The organism is Xenorhabdus szentirmaii DSM 16338, from assembly GCF_002632585.1.
Classification (GTDB): Bacteria; Pseudomonadota; Gammaproteobacteria; order Enterobacterales; family Enterobacteriaceae; genus Xenorhabdus; species Xenorhabdus szentirmaii.
Genome location: NZ_NIBV01000001.1, coordinates 2,188,074 through 2,214,144 on the forward strand (window position 1 = coordinate 2,188,074; position 26,071 = coordinate 2,214,144).

8 protein-coding genes and 4 pseudogenes are annotated in these 26,071 nt (G+C 48.3%); 3 read left to right on the top strand and 9 right to left on the bottom strand.

All coding sequences use genetic code 11. The annotated features are described in order from the left end of the window. Nucleotides 1-159: 159 nt before the first annotated feature. From Xsze_RS09755 to Xsze_RS23330, 5 genes and pseudogenes are all read right to left on the bottom strand, one after another. Complete coding sequence (locus Xsze_RS09755) at nt 160-915, bottom strand: pentapeptide repeat-containing protein (RefSeq protein WP_051462493.1); 756 nt, start codon at nt 913-915, stop codon at nt 160-162. A gap of 573 nt (nt 916-1,488) precedes the next feature. Next, a pseudogene (locus Xsze_RS23325) lies at nt 1,489-1,596 on the bottom strand (IS5/IS1182 family transposase); the annotation flags it as partial. A 182-nt stretch (nt 1,597-1,778) separates the two neighbouring features. Then, on the bottom strand, nt 1,779-2,045 hold the full coding sequence (locus Xsze_RS09760) for an IS5 family transposase (protein ID WP_051462492.1): 267 nt from the start codon (nt 2,043-2,045) through the stop codon (nt 1,779-1,781). Between the two features lie 542 nt (nt 2,046-2,587). Next, the gene (locus Xsze_RS09765; protein ID WP_038240559.1) at nt 2,588-4,141 is read right to left on the bottom strand and encodes a tryptophan halogenase family protein; all 1,554 of its coding nucleotides are present in this window, start codon (nt 4,139-4,141) and stop codon (nt 2,588-2,590) included. A 390-nt stretch (nt 4,142-4,531) separates the two neighbouring features. After that, nucleotides 4,532-4,848: pseudogene (locus Xsze_RS23330) on the bottom strand (IS30 family transposase); the annotation flags it as partial. Nucleotides 4,849-5,435: 587 nt separating this feature from the next. Here Xsze_RS23330 and Xsze_RS09770 point away from each other — a divergent pair. Beyond that, complete coding sequence (locus Xsze_RS09770; RefSeq protein WP_084616317.1) at nt 5,436-6,017, top strand: alpha-hydroxy-acid oxidizing protein; 582 nt, start codon at nt 5,436-5,438, stop codon at nt 6,015-6,017. Nucleotides 6,018-6,321: 304 nt separating this feature from the next. Further along, nucleotides 6,322-9,180, top strand: coding sequence for an RHS repeat protein (locus tag Xsze_RS09775; RefSeq protein WP_051462490.1), 2,859 nt, complete (start codon nt 6,322-6,324; stop codon nt 9,178-9,180). A 498-nt stretch (nt 9,181-9,678) separates the two neighbouring features. Here Xsze_RS09775 and Xsze_RS09780 read toward each other — a convergent pair. Next, a pseudogene (locus Xsze_RS09780) lies at nt 9,679-9,909 on the bottom strand (integrase arm-type DNA-binding domain-containing protein); the annotation flags it as partial. A gap of 58 nt (nt 9,910-9,967) precedes the next feature. Here Xsze_RS09780 and Xsze_RS09785 point away from each other — a divergent pair. Further along, nucleotides 9,968-10,532: pseudogene (locus Xsze_RS09785) on the top strand (integrase core domain-containing protein). 241 nt (nt 10,533-10,773) lie between these two features. Here Xsze_RS09785 and Xsze_RS09790 read toward each other — a convergent pair. From Xsze_RS09790 to Xsze_RS09800, 3 genes are read right to left on the bottom strand one after another with little or no spacing between them, the layout of a single operon-like run. Continuing rightward, nucleotides 10,774-13,734: an RHS repeat domain-containing protein gene (locus Xsze_RS09790; RefSeq protein ID WP_084616315.1), complete on the bottom strand. Its 2,961-nt coding sequence runs from the start codon at nt 13,732-13,734 to the stop codon at nt 10,774-10,776. A gap of 59 nt (nt 13,735-13,793) precedes the next feature. After that, nucleotides 13,794-18,107: a SpvB/TcaC N-terminal domain-containing protein gene (locus Xsze_RS09795; RefSeq protein WP_038240556.1), complete on the bottom strand. Its 4,314-nt coding sequence runs from the start codon at nt 18,105-18,107 to the stop codon at nt 13,794-13,796. Nucleotides 18,108-18,158: 51 nt separating this feature from the next. Further along, nucleotides 18,159-26,003 (bottom strand): Tc toxin subunit A-related protein, encoded by a 7,845-nt coding sequence (locus Xsze_RS09800; RefSeq protein WP_038240555.1) that lies wholly within the window; start codon nt 26,001-26,003, stop codon nt 18,159-18,161. Nucleotides 26,004-26,071 lie beyond the last annotated feature (68 nt).

The following is a 26,071-nucleotide window of genomic DNA, read 5'->3' on the forward strand; positions in this document are numbered from 1 at the left end:
ACTTAACCCCTTTTGGTCTTTAGCTCTAAGACACTAAAATAAAAATCATAAAAACACTCAAAGAATGTTAACAATCAAATGAAAATGCATCATCCAATCACAGTGTAAAAATAAGATCAGATTTTATTTGAACTAAAAAAATTACTTATGGTTTCTATTTTAATTATTGGGATGAATAATAAACCCCATTTCCTCCATCAAAGGGATCATTTGCCATTCAAATATTTCAACACCAGAGAAATCTAACGATCTAACATTTATATTGTATATTTCCGCATTCCTTAAATCAGCTTTAAATATTGACAATCCATCATATCTCGATGGGGAAAAAATAGTATTGGTTAGATTTGCACCCTCGAGATTTACTCTTGAAAGTACAACTGAAACCAAATTGCTTTCTGATAAATCACACTTTTCGAGATATACTCCTTCAAAATTTGAATATTTAAAGTTTGATTTTATTAATGTCGCTAAGCTGAATATCACCTTCCGACTGGCCGCTTTTGTAAAATCAGCAAGCTCAAAATTACATCCTAGAGCCTGACATCTATCAATTGTGATATCAAATAGTTCAGCACGATAAAAATTACTTGTTGAAATATCACAGCAAAAAAACTTCGAACTGCGTAAATCTGCGCTATGAAAATCACAGCCTTTTTGGGTATCTTTATTATAAAACAAGGTATTTTCAAACTCACCAGTTGAGATGTCGGCTTTACTAAAGTCACAGTTAAATACCTTACAATTTATTAAATGCAATCCATTTAAATTTGAACCTGAAAATTCAGAATCAACGATAGTACAATCCTTAAATATTAAATCTGGCTGATGCTGATTATTCCAGTCTAAGTTAATAAATTTTCTACCTTCAATCACATTTGTTTCTTCTGAAACATTCAAAATATATTCAAACATATTTAAACCTCTCAAAACATGTAGTGGCCAAGAACTTCCGGACACATTTTTAGCCGCTTTCCACTGTCTTTCGTATTCAGCGGGAGAAATCTCCCTGTTGAAACTACGGGAGCGGATGTAGTTGTAATACTCACCCAGACTTGCTGATGTTTATTATCTTAGCAGCTTCGGCAATAGAATAACTTGGCTTAAGTATCAGTGCGTTTAAATTCTGAACTAAAATGTCTTTGCATTATATCACTTGTTTGTTGTGGAAGTGAGAATATCATCTCAATGACAGTGCCCGAAATTAGGGGCGACATCAGTTTTGAGATGTCCGGAGTTGTCATACCACTACACGGCTATAACGGTGAACTCGATGAAGTCAATTGGTGTTACCGAATGTTAAGGCTCAGAAAAAGTCTAATAAACTATCTGGAGAAAAGGGAATAGATTCCGTCTTCGCGCTATGCGGGAAGATATTCTTACATTCTCAAACTTGAAACTAAATTATGGGTATTTTTCTGTCATAAAGACATGCCTTTTGTCAGCATAAATATCCCGACTCGTATTGACTCTATCCAAAACAGCTTAAAAATACTGGCTGTCATGGGCAGCGATAGCGCCTGCCGAGATCTGACGAATGACTTTGTACTTTACATCAACATTAATGGTGAATTTGTAACCAAAATAACTTTTACCCTATTTTGTTGTTCAGATTGCCTCGGGCTTTTCTGGCATCGTTTGTTGATCGCCAGAGGAATGGGCTACTGTACTGAGAGTTGATGTTTCGCTTTTTCAAACAAGGTATTGCTCTCTTCCTGTCCGATATGTTTTTCGAAACATCAAATCGTGTGTATGGCCCGGGATATTAATAACATGGGTTAAATGACAAAAACATGTTGCCAGCTCATTCGGCCAATCAATTGATATTCCATTTTTTCATCGGAAAGATTATGGAAATGTTTCAGGATAATGATGCGAACCATCACCTCAATGGAAAACGGCGGGCGCCCACCTTTAGGAGAAACAGGGCGCAGTACCGTGAGGTCAACCGTTTCAGCAAGCGCTGAAAAATCAACATACTTATCAAGCCCAAGCAATATGTCGCCTAATTCATCTATTTTCTGGCGATGATATCCGGCTGCCAATTTTCCTTTTTTCGAAGCAGAACAAAGTGGGAGTATGATGGTAGCATTACCTACAAAAGATGTGTTCTGTGTGTATGTGACTCAGTTAGGCGGTTATGAAAAGTTTTAGAGGTTACCCAGTGAATGATTACCGGTAAGCTACCGCCCTTAGATTAATTGGCGCTCTAAATGCCATGTAAATACTCAGGACTAACGCATGAACGTTTTTTGCATTTAATTTGTGTGTATAACATAAATTAAGATTGCTATACCCTTCGTCTTTCAAGTTGCCTCTTTGTTGGCTGCGCTCATTCACCCCGGTCACATAGTTATCTATGCTCCCGGGGATTCATTCCCTTGCCGCCGCGATGCAACTTGAAATCCATTGCGTATATACATGCAGAATCAGGCAAATACTTCTTCTTAATAAATTAGAAACAATTACTTCAAAAACTCATGAGCTAGCCCTGTGTGACTTTGTTGTGAATAGGATATTTCATTTATAACAGAAAGTATTTTTTGGGTATCCAGAATTCAGTCAAATCAATTAGATTCCAATTTTATTAATTCTTGTTTTTTAAATCATGTATATGTTTTAAATATTCATAGCATGTCGGTAAGTTATTTACCATATTTTCCGCTTTCATATAATGTTGCAATAACATTTCATCTGCTTCATCAGAAGTCATTAATGACAAAGCCGGCTTATTATTTAATGAGCCTGAACACAAACCTAGGATCATGGTATTCCATGAATATTCTTCAAAGCCATGGTAGAAAGGATAAATAGTTTCTTTATCCAATAAATGATCTTGTGCTAACGTTATTTTTTTTAAGAGTTCCTTAGGTAATTCAACATTTTTCCATTCTTTCCAGTACAAAGTATCATTACGCTGTGCTAATGAGAAATGGAGTAAGAGAAACTCTTTAACACCATCAACGACACGATTAACTCTAGTATTATACTCTTCAATGAGGAGCTCATTGCCGCTACTTCTTGGGAAAAATCTAACGAGCTGTTCAATGCCATGTTGAATGAAAAAAATTCCCGTTGATTCTAAAGGCTCAACAAATGCACTTGATAACCCGATTGCTACACAATTCTTTACCCAGGATCTATTACTACGACCAATTCTCATTCTAATATGATTGGCAACACATTCTGCATTTTCATATGGAATGGATTTTCTTAACTCCATTTCGGCTTCTTCAGGGCTTTGATATTTATTGCAATATACGTATCCATAACCATTTCTCTTATATAAAGGAATTGTCCAACGCCATCCATTAGACATCGTACGAGCAGTTGTATACGGCTCAATATCATTTTCATTTTCTCTGGGAACTCTTAATGCTACAGCTCGATTATTTTTTAGTACATCTGAAAAACTAATAAATGGTTCATTTAATGCTTTGTTAATTAATAATCCTTTAAATCCTGTACAATCAATATAGAGGTCAGCTCTAAGTTTTCCGTATATTTTTGCTTCCAAATATCCTATATTTCCATTTGTATCAATTTCTACATGAGTCACGTCATCTTCTATATGTTTAACACCTCGATTCATTGCATAACGTTTTAAAAAACTTGCAACTCCATCTGCATCAAAATGATAAGCATATGGATACTGGGCTCTCTGTTCTGCTAATGTTGACTGTCCAAGTGATTTATCAATTGATTGAGCAAAAAGTGAACCATCAAGCCTTCGGGGAGAGCGTTTTGCTTCACAAAGATGAGGAGTTAAAAAAGTATCATAATCAAAACGTTGATCTTTCAACTTTTTACTCAACCACCATTCAGATATGGGAAATCCCTTAACAACTTCCCAACGTTCAAAGGGGTGATAGAAATGATTACCCTGCCCATCCCAATTTTCAAACCTAATACCTAATTTATAACTTCCTGAGCATTCAGGTAACCATTCACTTTCATTTAATCCCAGATAATCAAAATAATGACGGACAGTACTAAATGTAGCTTCTCCTACACCTATTTTTTTTACCTCTTTTGATTCCACTACTGTGATATTTATATTTTTATCAAATGCTTTTGATAAATAAGCTGCCGTCATCCAACCAGCTGTACCACCACCGACTATCAATACTGAATTTATCATATTCCCTCTATTAATTAAGGTGCTTATATGGAAAATTGAGCACAAAAATGAATTCAAATTATTATATTGAACTGATGGTGGCTTTTATCGTTAAAAAATCGCAAAAAACTTAAAGTAGAATAAATTTAATTCTAACTTACCATCAAATGCAATATATAACCCGTTTCTTTTATTAAATAGTATCAGGATATTATGAAGGTCGTAAGTGTTTTTTAAATGAAATTTTGTGACCATTGTCATAATAAGTAATTTAAAAAGGTCACCAAAAAATCAATAACAGTCGAAATGATTTTTGTTGAATAAGGTATTTATTATTTATTAATGTAATAAACAATATCAAAATATATAAGTAACCCTGCTTTCATTTACATAATAAATGTAACACCCTTATTAGTAAAGTAAATAAATCGTTATTCCCTTGAATAACTCACTCGGTGTTTTGTAACCTTGTGTTTTTTAGTGTGTTTATTAAATCTATTTACTACGAGAGTTATATCTGACTCTGAAAATTCATTAAAATCAGTATGCTTGTGAAAATAATATCTGATTAATCCATTTGGATTTTAATTCATTCCTTTTTCCAAAGGAGAGTATAGATGAGCAAAGAAAATTTCGGATTCTAAATTTTTACTGAGAAGCTTATGTTCGGAAAATTTTAAGCCCTTATAAAAGGTAATCGTTTTAACCTTATTTTTTATCAACGATAAAAATAAGAAAAATAAAAAACAGTCATTTTATTCCTTACAAAACGACGTATGATTTGCGTTCAACAAAAAGAGAGCCTAATTTAATCAATATACTAATACATATGCCTCTGAATGGTCTATTGATATTGGTTGTTTTACTTCTAATGGTAAAAAACCAATAAATATAAAGTTAGGTGATATGTATTCAAAAAAAGATAATGCCAGAGTTGGCTAAGTTAAGTATGAAAATTCCTATATGGCTATACCGATTGTTTTGGTTAAGGAGGATTCTGAAATATTGGTTGAGGATAGACCATATCAGTATACAACTGTATGGAATGAAATAATTAAAGGCAATTTAATGGTTCGTATATGGTTATTTCACAGTGAGCAAGATACTATGGGTTCACATATATAAATAAAAAAGGTAAGCCAGTGGGTTTTGAGGAAAATATGAATGCTTATGACACAGAAATAAAAGATTGTATTTGGAAATAACACAAATTTATTTACAGTGTAGTAATTCAGGCTTAATCTGACAGTCACCCATTTTGATTTAGGGCCTGTCAGATTAAGATGCAAGGAAGGCCCCATGAAATTGCTATGTAATAAAAGCGTATTATCCTCCTTACCGGCTAACCGACGTCAGTAAAAGAGATATCTCATGTTCTTTATTTAACAAAGTTTGGTCAGTACTTTTTGCTATTGTTCCCACAAGAGTTAATGCCATTTTTCGGCCCAACGGCGATCTGATTCTTGCCCAAGTGGCAGAGAAAGAAAATATCCCCTTTATACTCTCTGGCGCAGCGAACATGACAATTGAAGATGTGGCCAGACATTGTGACGGAGAGAAATGGTTCCAGCTTTATGTAGTACATTTCGAATTGGCAAAGCAGCTGATCAAGCGTGCGCCGGCCGCGGGCTATGCCACACTGATCATCACAGTTGATGTTGCAGTTAATGGCTATCAGGAACGAGATATCCGCAATCAGTTCTGCTTGCCTTTACGCTATCGCTCTGCTGTGCTGCTTGATGGTTGTCTTCATCCAAGTTGGTTGCTGCGTTTTTTACGTAACGGGATGCCCCATTTACTAAAAGAAGATATAGAACGTACACTGGTGCATATTGGTTCTCCTTCAGTCAGGGAATTAACACCAAATTTTGTTCATAATGGTACCGTGGGGAGATAGATATTCCATTTTGATGCAATTTTTTATCCACCGGGCGGCTTTTATATTTGCCTCCCTGTTTGGCTTTTTTACACCCTGAAAGCTACAAGACATTGATGTCGTCATATTACGGCCCAGTCAAGCACGTCATGAAAGTGGTGACTACCAGAGGCTAGCTGTGCCGAACTCTGTTCACACTGTGGTTTGTGATCAGTGAAGACGAAAACGGTACGACAGAGGAAACCAGTGGCAGCGCTTCCCTTTAACCCGATACCGGCACTCTGGCTGCGGGTATCTTTATAAATAAATGACAGGAAAATTATTGATGAACATGTCGTTATACAGCAAGACCCCATCGGTCACGGTCCTTGACAACCGTGGCCTGAGAGTGCGTGACATCGCATACCACCGCCACCCGAATACTCCGGATACCACGGACCAGCGTATCACCCGCCATCAGTATGATACTCGTGGCTTCCTGAAACAGAGTGCTGACCCGCGCCTGCACGAAGCCGGCTTGGCAAATTTCACATGGAATACGGACATGACCGGTAACGTCCTGCGCACGCAAAGCGCTGATGCTGGCATCACCGTAACCCTGAATGACGCCGCCGGCCGGCCGTTTATGACTATCAGCAACATTGGCACCAGCGACGGCGGTACTGAGGATAAAAGTCAGGCGGTGACCCGCACCTGGCAGTATGAAGACGACTCGCTGCCGGGACGCCCGCTTGGCGTGACAGAGCAAGTCACCGGTGAAGTTGCCCGTGTCGCGGAGCGCTTTGTATATGCCGGCCATACTGATGCTGAAAAGGCATACAATCTGGCCGGAAAATGCATCCGCCACTACGATACAGCAGGCCTGCTGCAAACCAACAGCGTGACGCTGACCGGCGTACCGCTCTCTGTCACTCGCTGCCTGCTGAAGGATGCAGATAACCCAGATACTATGGCGAACTGGCAGGGTGAGGGTATTTCTGCCTGGAATGATCTGCTGGATGGTAATGAGTATGTCAGCCTTACCACAACGGACGCCACCGGGACGGTGCTAATCACCACCGATGCCAGAGGTAACCAGCAGCGTGTGGCATACGACGTGGCGGGTAGGTTGTCGGGCAGCTGGCTGACGCTGAAAGGAGGCACGGAGCAAACCATCGTGGCATCGCTGACATACTCAGCCGCCGGCCAGAAATTACGTGAGGAACACGGCAACGGCGTGGTGACTACATATGAATACGAACCGCAGACGCGGCGCCTGATCCGGATTAAAACAGTGCGCCCGACCGGACACGAGTCAGGGCAGAAGGTGTTGCAGGACCTGCGCTACGAATATGATCCGGTAGGCAACGTGCTGACAATCAGCAACGATGCGGAAGAAACCCGCTTCTGGCGTAACCAGAAAGTAGTGCCGGAGAGTACATACGTCTACGACAGCCTGTACCAGCTGGTCAGCGCCACTGGGCGTGAAATGGCCAATGCCGGGCAGCAGATGATCACTGGGCCGACGCTGACCCATCCCATCCCCACTGACAGTGCCGCCTTTACCACCTACACCCGTACTTACAGCTACGACCGTGGTAACAACCTGACACAGATACGCCACAGTGCGCCGGCGACCGGCAACAACTACACCACAACAGTCACAGTCAGCAACCGCAGCAACCGAGCGGTGCTGAGTACCCTGACGGAAAACCCGGCGGACGTGGACATGTTGTTCAATGCCAACGGCAGCCAGCGACAGCTACAACCGGGGCAGGGACTAAACTGGACACTGCGAAGTGAACTGTTGAAGGTCATGCCGGTGACCCGGGAGGGCAGTGCCGCAGACGACAACGAAAATTACTGTTATGACGGCGACAGTCAACGGTTGCTGAAGGTCAGTACGCAGAAAACCGGTAACAGCACGCAGACGCAGCGAGTGACATATCTGCCAAGGCTGGAGCTGCGCACCACAACAAACGGCAACACAGAAACGGAAAACCTACAGGTTATCACTGTCGGTGAAGCAGGCCGGGCGCAAGTGCGAGTGCTGCACTGGGAGAACGGCAAACCGGCCGATATCGACAACAATCAGCTGCGTTACAGCTACGGCACTCTTACCGGCAGCAGCGGTCTGGAAGTGGACGGCGAGGGAGTGATCATCAGTCTGGAAGAGTATTATCCGTACGGTGGAACCGCCATATGGACGGCGCGTAGCGCGGTGGAAGCCGATTACAAGACCGTGCGTTACTCAGGCAAGGAGCGGGATGCGTCGGGGCTGTACTACTACGGTTATCGTTATTACCAGCCGTGGGCGGGCCGGTGGCTGAGTGCGGACCCAGCAGGTACGGTGGACGGGTTGAACCTGTTCAGGATGGTGCGGAATAATCCCACATCAGGTTATGACGATCAAGGGTTGATGTGGAAATCAGTAGCTTCAGGTGCAGCCGCCGCCGCAACCATGGGATATGAGGCATATAAACATGCCAACCTTCCCAAGGAAATCGAAAGGTCATCAGCGCCTTCATTTGGCAATGATCGTATTCATGCATTAAATACAAAAGTCACGGAGAAACAAAATAATTTTTCACTAATGGACAAAATTAACAAGAATCTCTCAGGCAGGGGGAAAGTCATCAGTGATTTTGCTAAGGGGGAGGTGCCTGCACACGAGTCCATTAGTAACCAAAAGAAAAATATTGCTGCTTTGGCGGAATTCAGTCAGACGGGGAATATTGCCCAACTGGAGACAAAACCCATTTTAAGCTCGGTTATTGCTGACCAGAAAAACAACATTCCAACACGGATAATGCAGGTGGTCAGGGGAGGGCGTACAGTCACTACCATGGATTCTGGAGGAATTAAGGAACTGATGGAAACCAAAGATAAAATAATAGAGGACGTGAAGGATACCGCTGCTGTCGGTATTTCAATAGGCTTGGCAGGCAATGCGATAATAACTGCAGCAAAGGTTGCTATACCAGTTGCAGCTATTCCTTTAACAATAGCCCAGGTAGCATGGGGAGCATCTTCTGTTGGAAAAATAGTGAATGATACGAATGAGGTCGTGAAGACACACCTTGACAAGTCAGAAATAAGCCATAAGGCGAGAACAGAGGCGCTTAATCAAATTAAAAAACTAAATGAGGATAATAGACCAAAAATATTAAGTTCTGTTAAGGATTTTATGCAAAGAAAAGAATAGTTTTTTGATTTGGGGTATTTGCTAATTTCAATGTGATTACTTTTTCTCAGCGGTGAAGGTTCATATACTTTCCTGATGTAGAGATAATAAGCTCTTCCCCCTGCGTTAGATCATCAGCATCATCGCTAATTTCGGTGATGCTGATGGATGGTAAAGATTTTCGGTATTTGGCATTGCTTAAAATATCTGAGCATCATATGAATTATCCCCTTCCCTGAGCTCGCAGTAGTGTATAAATGTCATTTATGTGTTTCAGTTTTCTGACGCACACCCAAAAATAGGAAACCAAAAGGATGCGGTTATCTGGAAAAATTATTTTCCTCACTGCACCTCACTTTTTAATCTTCATTATTCTGGTTACAAGGGTGAGTTCCTGACTGCGGGCAAATGTCATCAGCGCCAGCTCTCCGCGAAATCGTCCACGATAAACCGATAAACGGTTCAGGAAGTTCAGGTAAGTACTCATGGGGCAGGGCGGGATGATGGCAGGATTTTGCGGTGGCTATCGCTCCAGCGTTTGTTGCTGGCGTGCCATGCACGGGCGACCTGTTCAAAGGTGCTCACTTTGGCAGGCAAGGGAGCTCCCCTTTTTTCAGATTTGGGATCGAGACACTGCGGCATCAGCTTTTTGGCTTCCTCACGTTTAGCCCGCGCATCAGCTAAAGACACGGCCGGATAGACACCAAACGCCAGCCGGTCTTCTGTCTTATCGGTCGGGCGTGTCCACTTCCCCTAAAATGAGACAGCTATAATTGGATTTTCTGCCCAACAATTTACAGAGTTCAATATGAAAAAAGTCCATTTTACTGAAACTCAAATCGTCAATATCTTAAAACTCACTGATTCGGGTATGAAAGTGGACGATATCCGTCGCCAGAATGGGATTAGCAATGCCATATATTACAATTGGAAATCAAAATATGGTGGTATGGAACCCAATGATGTTAAAAGATTAAAAGAGCTTGAAGAAGAGAATACTAAGCTTAAAAAAATGTTTGCGGAAGTGAGCCTTGAAAATCATGCCATGAAGGCGCCTTTCGCAAAAAAGGGTTGGTAATGACTGAGAAGAAATCGTGTGCATAATCGCTTATTCAAGCGGGTTTATCGGTCATTTATGTCATATCCAACCGGGTAGGCCACAACAGAACGGATTTATCGAACGATTTAATGGCTCGTTCCGGCGTGAATTTTTAAATGTCTATTTATTTAAATCATTGAGTCAAGTACGGGAAATGGTTTGGTTTTGGCAGCAAGATTATAACCTGAACCGAACCTATGAAAGTTTAAAGCACCTCCCACCGGAGGCATATCGTAAACAGTTAGAAAACTCTAAGTTGGTGTGTCTTAATTAATGGGGAGTGGACAGATGGACTTGGGGCCCAGGGATGGTCGGGGCGTTATATCCAGCAGGTGTATTACCAGAATAATAATGATGTTGAGTAAATTTATATTGGATAGAAAACTCAGACGCTCTTACACGCAGGGAAGCCTGGGGTTTTCAACTTACAACCTTTATTTGTAACGCGGTGTTAGGATGAAAATATAATCCTGCCCTATTGGGCAGGGAATAATGACTAACGTATTTAATGATAGTTAACTATTTGCTGCGTTTTTCCTGTTTTTCTTTCGGGCCTTATTTTTTGCATTTTTGCTTACATAGGCAGCCACCGTATGATTAAATATATTTCTATTTGCAAAATCGGGGTCATTTAATAATGAAAACATCCCTTCAGGGACTGTCACATTATGCTCAGCCAACACATTCTTAAGCTCTTTATTAGATGGAACTCTTCCAAGCACACCCATAAGTCTGGATAATATCATCTCTATCTTATTAGTATCTGTCACATCAACACTAACCACTTCAGAATCATTTTTTAAATAGTAATAGGTATCTTTTACACTTACGGAATGATAAAAGGAATTATTCGTTTTTTGTGATTCGCTATTATGTCTTACTAACTTAGCTAGCTCGGTTGAGTCAGAGAAATATGCCATTTGGTTTATTTGAATTGCCGATGATATATCATTGTTGAGTAGTAATGAGCGCTGTGTATCGGCATATGTTAGATAGTCGTTGGTAACTGTTAATTTGGTGAAATATTCTATTTCTGTCATTGGATGAACAATTTTTTGATAAAATACTCCATTGTTGCTGCCAATGTGTTTACGATGTGCCTCATCGTACTCTTGATAGGCATGCCCTAATTTTTCAATGTTACTGATACTTTTCTTTAAAGAACCCGTTGCTTTTATATTATCCCCCCGGCCTAGGCCATGGGCTGAGACAGTATGAAGTATTGTATGCTCAGAACTTAATACAGGCCTCGGTTCCGGTGGCTTCTTATTGGAATTGCCCGCTCTTGTCTGAGCCACCATAGGTATCCCTTTTTTTCCATACAAACGGTGTATCTCATTTTTTCTATTCCCGTGTGCCCCTTCAGAACTAATATTCATTGAGTTAAATGCATCGATAGGTAAAGAAATAGTACCTTGATCGTCGTAGTAATTGATAGGATTATTTCTGGTCATGTGGTACAGATTGAGTCCATCGACAGTGCCCGCTGGGTCTGCGCTCAACCAGCGCCCTGCCCATGGCTGGTAGTACCGGTAGCCGTAATAATACAGCCCCGTCGTGTCCCGCTCTTTGCCCGAATGACGCACGGTTTTGTAGGCCGCCTCCACCACGTTGCGCGCCATCCACCCCGCTGTGCCACCGTACGGGTAGTATTCTTCCTGACTGATGAGGTTACCGTTGCCGTCCACCTCCAGGTCACCGCTGTCAGTGAGAGTACTGTAGTTGTAACGCAGCTGATTGTTGTCGATATCGGCCGGTTTGCCGTTCTCCCAGTGCAGCACCCGTACCTGCGCCCGCCCGGCGGCGCCCACGGTGATAACTTGCAGCCTCTCTTTTTCCGTCTCGCCGATCGTCGTGGTGCGCAGCTCCAGCCCCGGTAAATACAGCGCCCGTTTATTCACCGTACTGTTGTTGGTCTGCTGAATGCTAACTTTCTGCACCCGCTGACTGCCGGCGTCGTAGCGGTACGTCTCTCTGTCGCCGGGCTGGCCGTCGCGTTCAACCGGGGTAACCCGTAACAGCTCGCCACGCGGTGTCCAGGCAAGGCTTTGTCCGGGCAACAGCTGGCTTTGGTGTCCGCCTGCGTCAAAAAGGGCGTCCACTTTTGTGGTATCTTCTGCCAGCAAGTTGAGCACCGCCCGGTTGCTGCGGTCGCTGACCGTGATTTGGGTGGTGTAACTGTTGCCGGACGCCGGTGCGCTGTGGCGTATCTGCGTCAGGTTGCCGGCAGTATCGTAGGTATACGTGCGGGTGTAATTGGTGTACGCAGTGTTATCGGTGGGCACGGTGACGGCAGGTAAGTTACTGCCCTGCTGTCCGATATTGGCCATCTCCCGTCCGGTGGCGCTGACCAGCTGGTACAGGCTGTCATAGACATACGTGTTCTCCGGCACCACTTTCTGGTTGCGCCAGAAGCGGGTTTCTTCCGCATCATTGCGCACGTTGAGCACGTTGCCCATTGGGTCGTATTTGTAGCGCAGGTCCTGCATGATTCTGGCGCCGGCTGCATGTCCGGACGGGCGCTCCGTTTTAATGCCCGTCAGGCGCTGGGTTTCCGGTTCGTAGGTGTATGTGGTCAGTACACCGTTGCCGTGCTCCTCGTGCAGCTTCTGCCCAGCGGCCGAGTACGTCAGCGACTTTATGATAACCTGCTCCTGTCCGCTCTTCACCATCAGCCAGCTACCCTTCAGCAGACCCGCCACGTCGTAGGCCATGCGCTGCAGGTTGCCTACGGCATCAGTGGTGGTCAGTACCGAGCCAGTGGAGTCAGCGGTAGTCAGGGTGATGTGGGCCTCAGTGTCCAGCAGGGTGCTCCAGTCGGAAGTATCATTGCCCTGCCAGTCGGCAACGGTGTTTGTGTTATCAGCCTCTTTCAGCAGACGACGGGTGACTGACAGCGGAACACCGCTCAGGGCAATGCTGTCCGTCTGCACCAGACCGGCCGTGTCGTAGTGACTGACGCACTGCCCCACAAGGTTCCGGGCCTTCCCCTCTTCCGTGTTGCCGGCATACACGAAGCGCTCGGTGACCCGGCCGGCTTCGCCAGTGGCCTGTTCAGTGATGCCAAGCAGCCGACCCGGCAGGGTGCTGTCCTCATACTGAAAGGTGCGGGTGACGGCCTGGCTATGGTCTTCTGCTCCGTTTTTATCCGTTCCGATGTTGTCTACCACCAGAAATGGCCGCCCGGCGGCATCGTTCAGTACCACTGAGATACCGGCGTCGGCACTCTGCGTGCGCAGCACCGCCCCGATAAGGTCAGCCTGATAAATGAAGTTCGCCAGCCCGGCGTCGTGCAGGCGCGGATCAGCACTAAGTGCCAGAACGCCGCGAGCGTCGTTCTGGTGGTGGGTGATGCGTTCGTCCGTTACACCCTGCATGTCGGGATGGCGGTGGTATGCAATTTCGCGAATGGTCAGGCCACGGTTGTCAAGTACCGTGACCGTTGGGGTTTTGGAGTGAAGAGCATTGTGTGTCATAAGCATATCAACCGTAAAGTAATCGGAAAGATACCGGCAGAGAACCTGCCGGTATAGCGTTAAGCGGAGGCACTGGTTTCCGCAAGGGTGTTATTTTCATCCTCACTGACCACAAACCAGGGAGTGAACAGCGTACGGCGCAGCCAGCCTTTGGCCGTGATAACCTGATATTCACGTCCTATTGGATCATAGTAATGGGTGTCGGCATACAGATCCTGCCGGGCGCTGTCGTCACTGACATATTTCCAACTGTCAAGGAAATACGGCTGGTAGGTGCGGATAACCTGCCCTTTGTTGTCGTACTCCGCCCGGCCGGATACCGCCCAGCGGAACGTTGTTTCTGCGACAGCGGGTTTTCCGCCAGAACCGATAACGAGCGCCCCTTCGTTTGTCCGTTGCCAGGCTTCCCCGGCGACCTGACGAACGGCCGTCTGCAGTACACGGCCGAATCCGTCGCTGAAAATTATCTGCTGGCGGATTTGCTGCGCCGCCCGATCTTCCGCCGTGCGGTCATAGCGATCGGTGACGAGCGTCACCACGTGCGGCGGCAGGCCCTTTCCGTCCTGCCAGCTGTCGATGACATACAGCATGCACTGTGCCACTGGCAGGGGAGCTTGCAGGTTGAACATCTCTTCGGCCGTGTCCGGCAGCGTTAGCGAAGTATCACTGTATCCCGCTGCCACACCGTTCTCTGTCCCGCTAATCCGCAGGCTGATTATTCGCCCCAGCGCATCCAGTGTGATCGACTGGACATTGTCGTTCGCATCAATAACCCTGACTGGCGTCAGAAAACGCCAGTCATATTCCGTCGTTGTTTTCAGTCCGGCGGCGCCCTCCGTTTGCGTGATCACGCAGTCGTGTTTATCCCGGGTAATGGTGAGCACGCCGGTCAGCAGGGTTTCGCGCCAAGTCTGCAGTAGCCAGAAATGCGCCGCCGTGGCGTAGGTTGCATACCCCTGTCTGATAACCCAGAGAGTCTTGTTCGTTTCTCTGGCGTGCTGGAACAGATAACCTGTCTGTAAATAACCCGCTTGTCTCAGGCCTTCTGGGGAAATATGTGCCGACAGCAGAGCGATGATATCCTCATCCAGCACAGCGGTTTCGGTAAAGGCCGGCAAAGGGGGAGAGGCTGGCGCGGCGGTTGTTGCCTCATTTCGGTTATCCAGATACCAGATACGTTGCTGGCCAGCAAAAACGGGGGAATGGGTTTCCGCCAGCAGCCCCGCACTTTCCAGCAACAGCTGGATCGTCACTCCGTTGGTTGGAACGACAGACGCCGCATGGTTGAAAACGTCACACCGGGTACCGTCAGCCAGTCCGGGCAGCCAAATGCCTTTTTCTGTGTCCAACAGAACATGCCAGCTGTTTTGCTGCTGCGTCAGACGAAGCGTTTGTTGCTGCTTATCGAAACTGCTGCTAAACAACGTTTCCGGTAGCGTATCGGGATAAGGGTTTTCTGTTGGCTGATTGCGCCGTGGATAGTTGATACTCACCTGACGCAGTGCATTACCGTATTCGTCGCTGCTCAGCAGCACCTGCTGACTGCACTGTGGATCGCTGCTGACCCGTTCATACGTATAGGTGCGGCTCTCCGCCATGACCGGCCAGATGACAGGATAAGTGCCTTCAGGTTCGATAAGGCGTACCTGTAGATGGTTTTCGGTGATCGTGTAGGGGATGCTGGCCTGGCTGCTGCCGTCCGCGCCGTACAGTTCGCTACGCAGCAGAAGACCTTTCAGCCCCCGTTTCAGCCAAAAGGCTGTGGCGTTGTCCGGTGTAAATGTCTGCTCGGTCTCCCCACTGCCGAGCGTGAAGCGAGGTGTGAAATGATCAAAGGCTGCACTGTCCCCCGCCCAGTATTCAGCCTGCAACTGGTCGTCTACTTCTGCCAGTCCAGTGGCGAACCAGCTACGGCTGATAGCCGGCATACTGATGTGGTCTGCCGTTCCCCGGCTGGCTAGAGTGTCGGTATCACTCACCTCCACAAATCCGAATCCCCGGAACTCACGCTCCCGGCCGTCCCAGGCACCATGTCGGTAGCGTACCGTGCTGACCAGCCGATTGCCGGTGATCTCATCCACCACTTCGGTACGCGCCAGCGTGTGCAGGGCAAATGGCAAGTAACTGGCCGGAATGGGTTTTCCCGCCGCCACCGCCTCTGCCTTTTCATCCAGCCAGAACTGTGCTGAGCTGCGGTAGTGCAACATATGGCGGGAGCCCATATGGTTGTTCATCGTACTCAGGAGCCAGGGCTTATTTTCGGACAGATGGCAGGTCCAGTGGCGCGGCTGCGGATGCGGTACCGTCAGCACCAGACTGGCCACCCCCAATCCCTGAATGTCGGCCAGTTGTAGGTTGCAGGTGTTGTCATAATGAACGCCGGCTGGCAATGTCACTGTGAACGGCTCAGCAAAAGCGTTACCGTTGAGGTTGCGGTAAATCCGCAGGTGGGAGTGGCAGGCATAAATCAGGTCGGTGGTGCCGGAGCCGTCAATATCAGCCAGATAAAGCCGGTCAGGATTGAAGCGTTCTGACGGCAGTTCTGTCGCCGGGCTGAAGCCGGGCATGTTTACTGGCGAACTGAACCGGCCGTGGCCGATATTCGGCCAGTATCGCACACCGTCAGCACGCACCTCGACCAGATGTTGTTGACCACTGCCGGCCATGTCACTGAAGGCAACCAACACGCGGGCGTCCGTTCCGGGAACCGGCAGGGTAACCCCGTCCGCCTGCATCACTATCTGCGCTTTGTGCCAGCCCTCCTCTGTGCCGCTGTAAAGCCGCACGCTTTTCGGCCCGATGAGTACCAGATCCGCAAAACCGGAGCCGATAATATCCGCCAACTGCGCGTGCGGATGGGAATATTCCACTGGCAGGGCAGACAGAGGCGTGAAGTGGCGCCACTCACGTTCAGGCGTCCGGCCATAATATCCGTGCACGCCGTGGGCAGTGACCACCCATTCCAGCTGCCCGTCCCCGTTGAGGTCTGTCAGCAGGCCGTCTTCGCGCAGGATGGGAATAGCGGGCAGGGAGCGTGGTGTATCCCAGGTCACCGCGTTCTTACCGGCCTTCGGCTGGCGGATCGGTGCCCGGTACCGCCAGGCGCCGCTGTCCTGATACAGAATGCCTGCCAGCCCCTCGCCGTTCAAATCAACCATCTGGTACGGCTGCAGCAGGTTCAGGTTCCCCATCTCTTCCTGCGGCTGCCACTGCACGGTTTCCGGCGGGATGAATCCCTGCCAGCCATACACCAGCGGCGGCAGGGCGCACAATGTACCATCCGGCTCATACGCCACCTGACGGACCCCTTTCAGGGTGGTCACGGACGGGGATTCATCATAGTCCAGCCAGAGACGGGCGACCAGCTGAGGGGAGCCTCCCGCCTTATCCTCCCCCGCCAGTGCCGTCACAGCGTGATACATCAGTACCTGCCGGCAAAGCCGGCGTGTTCGTAAGTCAAAACCGTATGCCCAGCCAGAAAAACGGTCCTGCCGGCACGGCCAGTTGCCGCTTCCCGGTTCGAGCCAGTCCGGGGCCACTGCCAACGCGGTTCCCCGCTCACCGTAATCCAGAACCAGTGTGAACAGCCAGTCATCCACGACGGGAACAGCCGCCAGCCCCGGCAGGTTACGCCCGGCCTTTTTGTTGCCGTACCAGACTGCTGCCAAATAGCGTTGTGCTGTGGCCGTGGGATGCGCGCTTGTCTCCGCATCATCACAATCCCGATCATCCTCCGCCCGGTATTGCCAGTAGATTTGCTCACCGGTCAGTGACACCGACGATTCCGCCAGCCAGGTGGCCGTCTGGGCCGGGCTGTCCGGGTTGCTGATGCGGGCCTGGGCATTCCGGCCCAACAGGTGTACCTGTCCGTCTGGGCTGTACAGCACCCAGAAGTTTTGGTCAGGTGCGCTCTCCGGCAGCCAGTATTCCAGTCGGCTGAAGCGGGTTTCGGTACGCGAGCGGTAAGTGTGGACGGTGTAGCGGCCATTTAAACCGGTTTCCAGCAGTGTCGTGACGCCGGCACGAATTTCCGGCGTGCCGCCAGTCGCCAGAAGCGGAACGAGTACCTCGCCGTCCGGCCCGGTGAATTCATCCGTTCCATCATAGGCCGGGACACCATGCGTTGTACGCAGACGGATGGCGGGCGGGTTGATATCCCAACCCATACCGAACGGCCCGTTACCGGCCCGGCTGTGGTAGCTCAGCGTCAGGGCAGGGGCATACCCCCGCCCGTCACTGACCGGCAGCGGCAGTGTCAGCGTGGCAGCGCCGTCCGGCCCGGCGGCGGCCACATCGCCCTTCAGTCCGGTTATCGCCCCGCCGCCTTTGGGCAGTGACGGTGCTTCAATCTGTACAGGTGCGGTATTTTGCATGTAACAATTCCTTACAGGCCCCGGTGGGGCCTGTATTTAAAAATATCTGGATTAAGAACGGATGGTGTAACGGATATGCAGAATAATGTCGTTCAGGCTCTGCAATATTACCTTCTGTCGGTCGGTCGCATCCGGGAAGTTCAGCGTCAGTGTTCCGTTGTCGTCCACCGGAATACCTTCAAACGGCAGGTAGCGCGCGTCGTTAAAATCAAGCATAAACTGGCCGCTGTCATTCATCCCATGAGAGACGGCAATGGCTCGACATCCACTTGGCACCTTAACACTTCCTCCATAATTGAGCACCGCCCGGATGTCCTGATAGGGTCCGACCAACGCCGGCAATGTGACGCTGATTTGTTTGATACGTCGAACGCCACCCAGAGCATCAGAGTAATCATCGTTAATCTTCAGGTCAGACAGTTTCAACGTGGCCTGCAATTCTCTACCTGCCATCTCCAGCGTGTTTCCACCGCTGCCGGCGCTACCCTTACCATCCTCCAGCAGAGTCGTGATTTTATTGGTAAAGACGAAACTTTCGTCTGGCAAGTCGGCATACACCTCAGTCAGCGATACCGTCCGGGTGATCTCCAGCGCACGTTTTTCCTGCTTCAGATACGCCTTCTCCATCTGCCCCAGCATCAGCATCAGATTTTCCCCCGCCAGCAGACCGGCATACGTTCCCTGCCAGGCACCAGGACGGATGAAGGTTTTCGCCTGGTCATTCAGGTCATACTGCCATGACTGTTCCGCCATCAGGCAGCGCGAGACCGTCAGGTCATAGAACTGGTAATAGATGGCTGACAATTTGCCACGCAGCCAGTTATACAGCGCTTGATTACTGAATTTACTCTGCAAGAAGGTTAGTTGAGCTTGCGTCTGCGCCTGCTGGGTCTCAAGGTAAACTTTTTGCAATTCAGACGCTTCTCGACGAATGTCCAGTGCAGCCAGTTGTGCATCCGCCTGATTCATTTCTGTCTGGGCGTTATTGCGCTGGATTTCCCACTCCTGCCGGCGCCGGCGATAACTTTCAGAGCGACTGATTTTGTCGGCAGCAATCAGCGAGGCAGAGGAAGCGATTTCAATGCCAATACCCGTTGCATTCAATAGCCCACCAAAACGAGTTCCCCCTACGGCCATGCCGTAAATATTGGGCACCAAGTCGGCAGCGGCCGCGGCCATGTGCAGGGCTTTGCCAGAGGTGCTGAGCGCTGATGAACTCAGATACAGGTTCATCGCCTCTTTCTCACCGCTGTTCACATTCTCATCATATAACCGGCTATAACTGTCAAAGCGGCCCTGTGCGCCTAGGCGACTTTCCTGCAATACTTTTATCTCGGCATCCATTTCCGCTAGGTTTTTCTCCTGCATACGGATATTTTGCAATATCAGCTCACTGCCCTGGGTTTGCAGCAATTCGGCCAACGCCTCCGCATCCTGTCGCTCCGTCAGGCCAAGCAGGGTGTTGCCAAATTGCATCAGTTGACCGACCATCCCACGGGCGTTCTCCAGCATGACGGGGAAACGGTACAGCGGCATCACCGCTGTCGGCAGAGCACTCCCGCCCTGCGATGTCCGGGCTGCAGCGCTCAGCAATGCAGCAGGGTCTGCCGGGGTAGCAAAAATAGGCAACGACAGGGGTTGACCGTCAATAGAGAGATTATGACGCAGATTGAAAAGGCGCTGTGCCAGCAGCTTCCAGTACCCCTGCAGTTTTTCGTTAATCTGAGGGAGGAACAGGGCTGTTAATGAATTGGCTGTACGCGCCGCAGCAGCATCTGCCGATTGTAGTTCATGGATCATCTGCTGTGTCGCCAGAGAATCAGCGCCATATGATGCTTTATTCGCCGCACGCTGCTTCTGTAGTTCACGTTTTCTGTTAATCCGCGGATGTAACAACGGCGCTATTAATGTTTCCGGTGAGCATGACGCCTTATCTGCGGGTTGCCGCCGGCGCACCTGTTCCAGTGCTAGCTGGCTGGCGGCCTGCACGGTTTGACTGGCGGCATCGCCGAGCTGAGGACATAACCAGTCGGTATCCTCAGCAACCCAAGGTTCATCACCCAGTAACGATAACGCCTGCAGGTACCACATTTTTGCTTCGTTGAGTGTGTCGCGTTCCAGCTGACGATACGCTGCATCCCCCCGGGCAATCAGCAGATCCAGTGATTTCATAAAGGACGCTACCTTGTAATGCATCGGGTCATTCTGCGCTACCGCATCCGGATCAACGGAGTCCAGTGGCGTGGTATTCCAACTGGTGTCCTCTTCCAGCGGGCGGACATTCCACAGATAATTCTGTTCTTTACCATTAATGACATAGCCGGACGGGTTCCAGATATAGTTCATCCACCGCAGGGCTTCGGTGAAATTCTGCTCTTGCAGCAAGCGTTGGAACATCATCATCGGGGTGTAGTAGAACAACTCCCAGAAATAAAGGGCGTTTGCACCACTGAAATCCATCGGCTCCGTTGGTACTGACAGGCCATACACGCTTTTGAGCCCGGGAAAGGTGCCTTTGTTATACTCGGCATCTAAAGACCATCCGTCAGGATTGGTGGGGTCTTTGCGGATAAATCGGATAGAAACGGTATCGCTACTGGCATATTTGGCAAATACGTATAAATCGTCAGACTTCCCAGAGGATTCAATTCGGGGCAGGAACAGATTTACCGTCGTCGTCGTACGAGAACTTAACATGCCACGGAATATAGGATCCTTACCGGCACCATGATCATGGTATAGGGCAAATGCCATGGAATCACCATGTATGGCCGGAGTATATTTCAACAAATCCAGTGTAACGTACGTCCCCTGCCCCATTTTCGGCTCAGACAACAATTGAGTATCCATTGACAAAATAGCATCAATCCCCCGGTCAGCACGCCCCACCAGTTGCGAAGCAAACAGCGTATTCAAGCGCGTGCGGTATACGCCCGTTTGTATATACTGCGCCCCGCTGGCGTGGTGACACAGTGAAATCGGGCGGTCATTACTGTCAGATGACAGAATAATGGTCACCTTATCCGTTGCTATTATTCTTCCATCGTTTTCAGCGGAGAAGGTCAGCACACGCTCAATCCCTCTCGCAGTATCCAGTTCTTGCCAGGGGAATGAGATGGGGTCAAAATAATGAGTTACCTTGCTGCCATTAACAACGCTGTTCACCGCAGAAGCGGTCATATTTTTATTCGGCTCAGTAGAGGGGTAGGTGACTGTTGCCTCGGCAGTTTTCTCCGCCACGCCCGGTCTTAAGTCATTTGGTAGATCCAGCGTTGCCATCCGGGCAGTCCAACCACCAGATGAATCATCAGTAAATGAACCGAAGTGGACATTCAGTGCTGATGATTTATTAAAATCATCAGCACTCACGAAACCAGCATATACAAATTCCTTTTGCCCATATTCTGGCCCGGAATACTTACGACCGGCGGCAACGTCATCCCACCAGTTAATGTCAGGCCATCCCATAAAACATATTAAACCACCAGGCAGAGGGGTATCGTTTTCATCTGTCAGCGCGAATCCAGAAAGTTCATTCAGGTGCAGCCCTTGATTAAACCCCTTTCTGCTTTTCAGAGTTAAAAGAACCAAGTACCCCTTAACATCCGTCCCTTTCTGTTTCCTATAAGAATAGTCCAGGCTCGCATCCATAAAAATAACATTATAACTGGTAAACCCAGCCATTATCATTTCAATTGACAGCAGCACTTTCGGTGAGGAGGTAAGAAATTCCGTCCCCAGAGGGGTGTAATTAATGAAATCCGACTTTGAGAAAGACACAGCCCCACCGTCTTTGATCCAAGGGTAATCATCAATAAGCTTTCCAAGATAAAGAGGGAAAGATGCATCCTCGTCGTAATCCAGCGTTATTTCAGGTGATAATGTCACAGTCTGTTTTTCATAATTTGCACTAAGATTATTGATGTGACTTGTCAGTGAAATGTAGGCATTTTCTTTATCAGGCTTAATAGTATAACTCACGTCATTGAAGGCAATGCGGAAGTTAACCTCAGCGTATTTAGTGGTATCCAGGTGCGTAAGACTCTCGCTGATAACGGATTTTAATTCATCCTTGTTCTTCAGCACGCCTTTCATGTCTGAATAAACAAAAATACCATAAGCGGTGCCAACGCTAGCGACACTGTCGTATTTGGTCTGTTTTTTATACAGATAAATGGCCAGCACATTTTCAGTGGTATACTGCGCTGCAAAGAGTCCCACCAACTCATCAGACCTACCCAATGAATTAAGCAGCTCGTCTTTGGAGTCCAAATCAATGGAATTGATTAAGTCAAAGGTAAACGGTGATGCCCAGCCGCCATCATAACGCAACCAGGAGAGTTTCAGGCGGTAGAAGACATTCTGCGTGGTACCGTCATCATCCTTGCGGATTTCTTCCTCCACCCAGACCACATGCAGGCGGGACTTGAATATCACCGGACGTATCAGGTTCTGGTGTGGCGTCATACCGCAAACAATTTCTTTCCATTCGCTCCAGGCATTGGCGGCATAACGCCCGTCAGCCCCTTTGCTGTGTTCCAGTTTGCGCCAGTAGAACTGACGGGGTGTTGTCCGGCTATAACCGATAAACCAGGTATTGCCCTGATCTGCATCGGTGTTGTCGTGATAGCCACTGATGACGCTGAGATTGGCAATTTCTTCAAATGAAGCAAGATAGTTCTTGAATCCGTCTTCCAGCGTGTCGCTGTTCAACTGGCTCTGGGATATTTCCTGAAGCAGGGTATCCATCATACCGGTCTGCCCGATACGCAGGGTGGGGTCAACGTAGTTTTCCGGATAATAAACCAGTTCGGATATCCCCGCCCAGGTGCTGTAGCGTTTGTTGTAGGTATCCCAGTTGGTAAAATACTGACGGCTTTTCACCGATTGACTAACCCCTTCTTCCAGCCCATTCAGTGCCCGATTGACATAAAGCTGTACACTGGCAATCGCCTCTCCCAACCTGGTAGTTTTCACTTGTGCCGACACCTGATTATCCAGCAGCAGCCAGCTGTAAAGTTTGTCACGGTCGGAGACCCAAGAAGGTGCGACATTTTTTATCGTGTATGCGCAGACGGCGCTACTGAGAGACTCATCTACCGCGGCCTGCAATTGTATAGTTTGATGGCTGCTGAGCCCGCCCTGAAGCATATGGCAGACGGCCACCCAGTCGGTATAGGCTGGCTGTTGCGCCGGGTTGGTGTATTTCAGACTCATCAGAGCGGCGACGCCCATCGGCGTAATGCCCAAAGTGGTGGCGATATCCACCCACTGCAGTGTGACGTCAATGGTTGTCCAAGTGCTGAAAGTGGAGGCTTTGCTGTCGTACTGTGCCAGCCCCTGAATAACCATCTGCTCATCCAACGTCATGGCCTGCGCCAGTTGCGCGGGCGTCAGCGTGCCGTTACCCAGCGCTGACAGCATCTCTGTGGCGGATGTCCCGCACTGCTGCAGCCAATTGTGGAAACGGGCCAAAGTACGGATGGTGGCAATATCATGCGGGAGGGAGTCTATGCCGGGGCAGAATTTTCCGGGCTGCGTAACAGCCAGTGAAATTTCACTTGTTGTCAACCTGAGTCCGCGCACAATCAGCGCCAGCTGCCCCATCACTTGACAGAAGATGACCAGTTTAATGGTTTCCTCAGACGTCAGAGGATCTTTGTTAACCAGCGTCAGGAACGCTTTTACCGTCAGTCCCTGTGGCTTCAACTGACCCAGCCACTGCAGAATAGCGATAGCCGATTCTGCAGAATCCAGCTGTGTGGTCGCAGCAACAAAGGGAGCCGCAGCGCTAATCAGGGCTCTTTCATCTGCATTGTTGAGATCTTGATTAGCCAATCCGTCTTTCAGAGTGGTGATCAGGTTTTCAATATCCGGCGACAGTGCAGTGCTGTAACGATCAGTAATCATGAAATACAAATCTCTGACCGTCCAGCCTTGCGTCTTCAGCCACTGGATGTATAGGGCGAGGAAACTGACTAGCCCGCTTTGTCCCGTTCCGGAAAGACCGGCGATATGGGTGTCAGCATAAGGGGAAACGGACAGCAGCATGCCAAGCTCAGTCACATTCAGGCCATGAACATCGGCCAGTAGTTTTACCCGATACAATAGTGACAGATTGTCAAGGGTACAGGTGAAATCCGGCGGTGTGCCACTCCCCTGCGCCAGAGACCAAAGGGTGTATAATTCCGTATCGTTTACCTGGAAGGCTCGCTTCATCACGCCAGTGCGGAAGCTATCGGTAATGTCTGAAGGTTTCAGTTTAACGGTAGCGCCATCGGCAGAAAACGTCCGACCGTTCAGCGTAGGTGTATTGAACAGCTGGGTAAAGGCGGCGGGCTGACCGTTGTGGCCTGTCTGACCAATATCGCTGCCGGCCAGCACTAGGGCAGCAGACATGTCAAGGCCGTAGCGCTGCATATGATGCTGCACCCAGAAGAGCTTGCTCAGCACCTCATCGGTAATGGTCAGATGATTATTGCTACTTTCAATGACGGTGCGAATATCAGAGGGCGAAATGTTAGTCGCTTTATAAAGACGAATCAGCTTATTGAGTTTCAGCAGGAAAATGCCGAAGGGATAACTGTTGATGTCAAAATTGACTTCGGCAGAATAACCACCGTTAAGACGGGTAACGTTGATTGTCACTCTGTTTTGTGTTTTTTCTTTGGTCAATGTGGCTGGCAGAGAAATAGGAACGCCGTGCCGAACATCGTAGCTATCGCTGCTGAAGATGTCGCTACTGTAAGGTCCCGTGGTGCCAACGTGCATTGACCCCGTGCGCGCATTATTGACAATGGTAAAGTTGAATAGATACTGTTCTCCGGTGACCGGAAGAAGTTCGGCATAGCCAAACTGATAATAATTCCCTCCCGCCGTGCGCTTAATCAATACTGCATCCAGCATATTATCGTCATTGATCAATGTGACTAATTGATCGTTCTGATAGTATTGTATGGCGGCATTGATTTTGGAACCCGGGGTCACTAACCCCAGCAATGAAGACATCTCCTCATAGGTCAACCCGTAGTAATGCGCAAGATAGGCAACATCCTTAAAAATGCTGGTATCGGTATTTTCCCCGAAGTTTTTGGCGATCAGCTCCTCCGTATTCTTTTCGGTAATGTCTTCAGTAAGAATGCCATACAGCTCCGGGGAAATGTTGGCTTGAATGCCAAGCATGGAAGTGGTGTCCATGTGTTTGGCCACCTCCGGATTGCGCTGGAAAGCGTCAAGCTCGCTATCCTGCAGCATAACGGCCTGACGGCTGGCCTCATAAGGCAGATGGAACGGTGTCATACCGGTCAGGCGGTAGGTGGAGAGCATTTCCAGCACTCCGTCATAATCCTTATTTTCCTCCGTCTGAATGTTATTCAGCAACAGTTCATTTGACAGGGACAAGGTGGAAAGTTCGTCATCCATGTTGCTTTGTGACAGGGAAAGAGAAGCCAGGTCAGGCCTGCGTGTGTCCAGGTGATATTCTGATGTGGCAGAATGAAGATTTCTGGCTTCACGGTAGAGTTCAGTCAGGTAACCAGCCGGGGAGAACATGGAAGCCACGGACCCTGGCTTGACGAACTTACCGGCTCGCCCGTTGAAGAGATCGTCATAACCGCGCCGCATGGATGACTGACCGATACCCAGTCGTACGGCATTCGCCAACTGAGGATTGGCGCGGCTGAGAATGCTCGACTCCGCCATCCGGTTTTCTTTCAGTTCTTTCTGTGCCTGCTGATACAGAAAGTTTTTCTCGCCCCAGTTCAGACTGTTGCCGGCCAGTTCCTTCACTTCCGCAAAGGAGCGTATCATAATGTCCGGCAGGGTTATCAGCCGGTCGCTGCCGTCTATTTTCTTCTTTTCGTTCAGTTTATCCAGTAGTTTATTAGTCTGGTACATAAGAGTTAGTTCTTTTCTGATTGAGTCAAATTGATTTACGGAATGAGTGAAATTTATTACAGATTGAA

Excerpts from the sequence above, each read along its gene's own strand:
- Xsze_RS09755 (WP_051462493.1), bottom strand. The coding sequence starts at position 915 with ATGTTTGAATATATTTTGAATGTTTCAGAAGAAACAAATGTGATTGAA.
- Xsze_RS09765 (WP_038240559.1), bottom strand. The coding sequence starts at position 4,141 with ATGATAAATTCAGTATTGATAGTCGGTGGTGGTACAGCTGGTTGGATG.
- Xsze_RS09775 (WP_051462490.1), top strand. The coding sequence starts at position 6,322 with ATGAACATGTCGTTATACAGCAAGACCCCATCGGTCACGGTCCTTGAC.
- Xsze_RS09790 (WP_084616315.1), bottom strand. The coding sequence starts at position 13,734 with ATGACACACAATGCTCTTCACTCCAAAACCCCAACGGTCACGGTACTT.
- Xsze_RS09795 (WP_038240556.1), bottom strand. The coding sequence starts at position 18,107 with ATGCAAAATACCGCACCTGTACAGATTGAAGCACCGTCACTGCCCAAA.
- Xsze_RS09800 (WP_038240555.1), bottom strand. The coding sequence starts at position 26,003 with ATGTACCAGACTAATAAACTACTGGATAAACTGAACGAAAAGAAGAAA.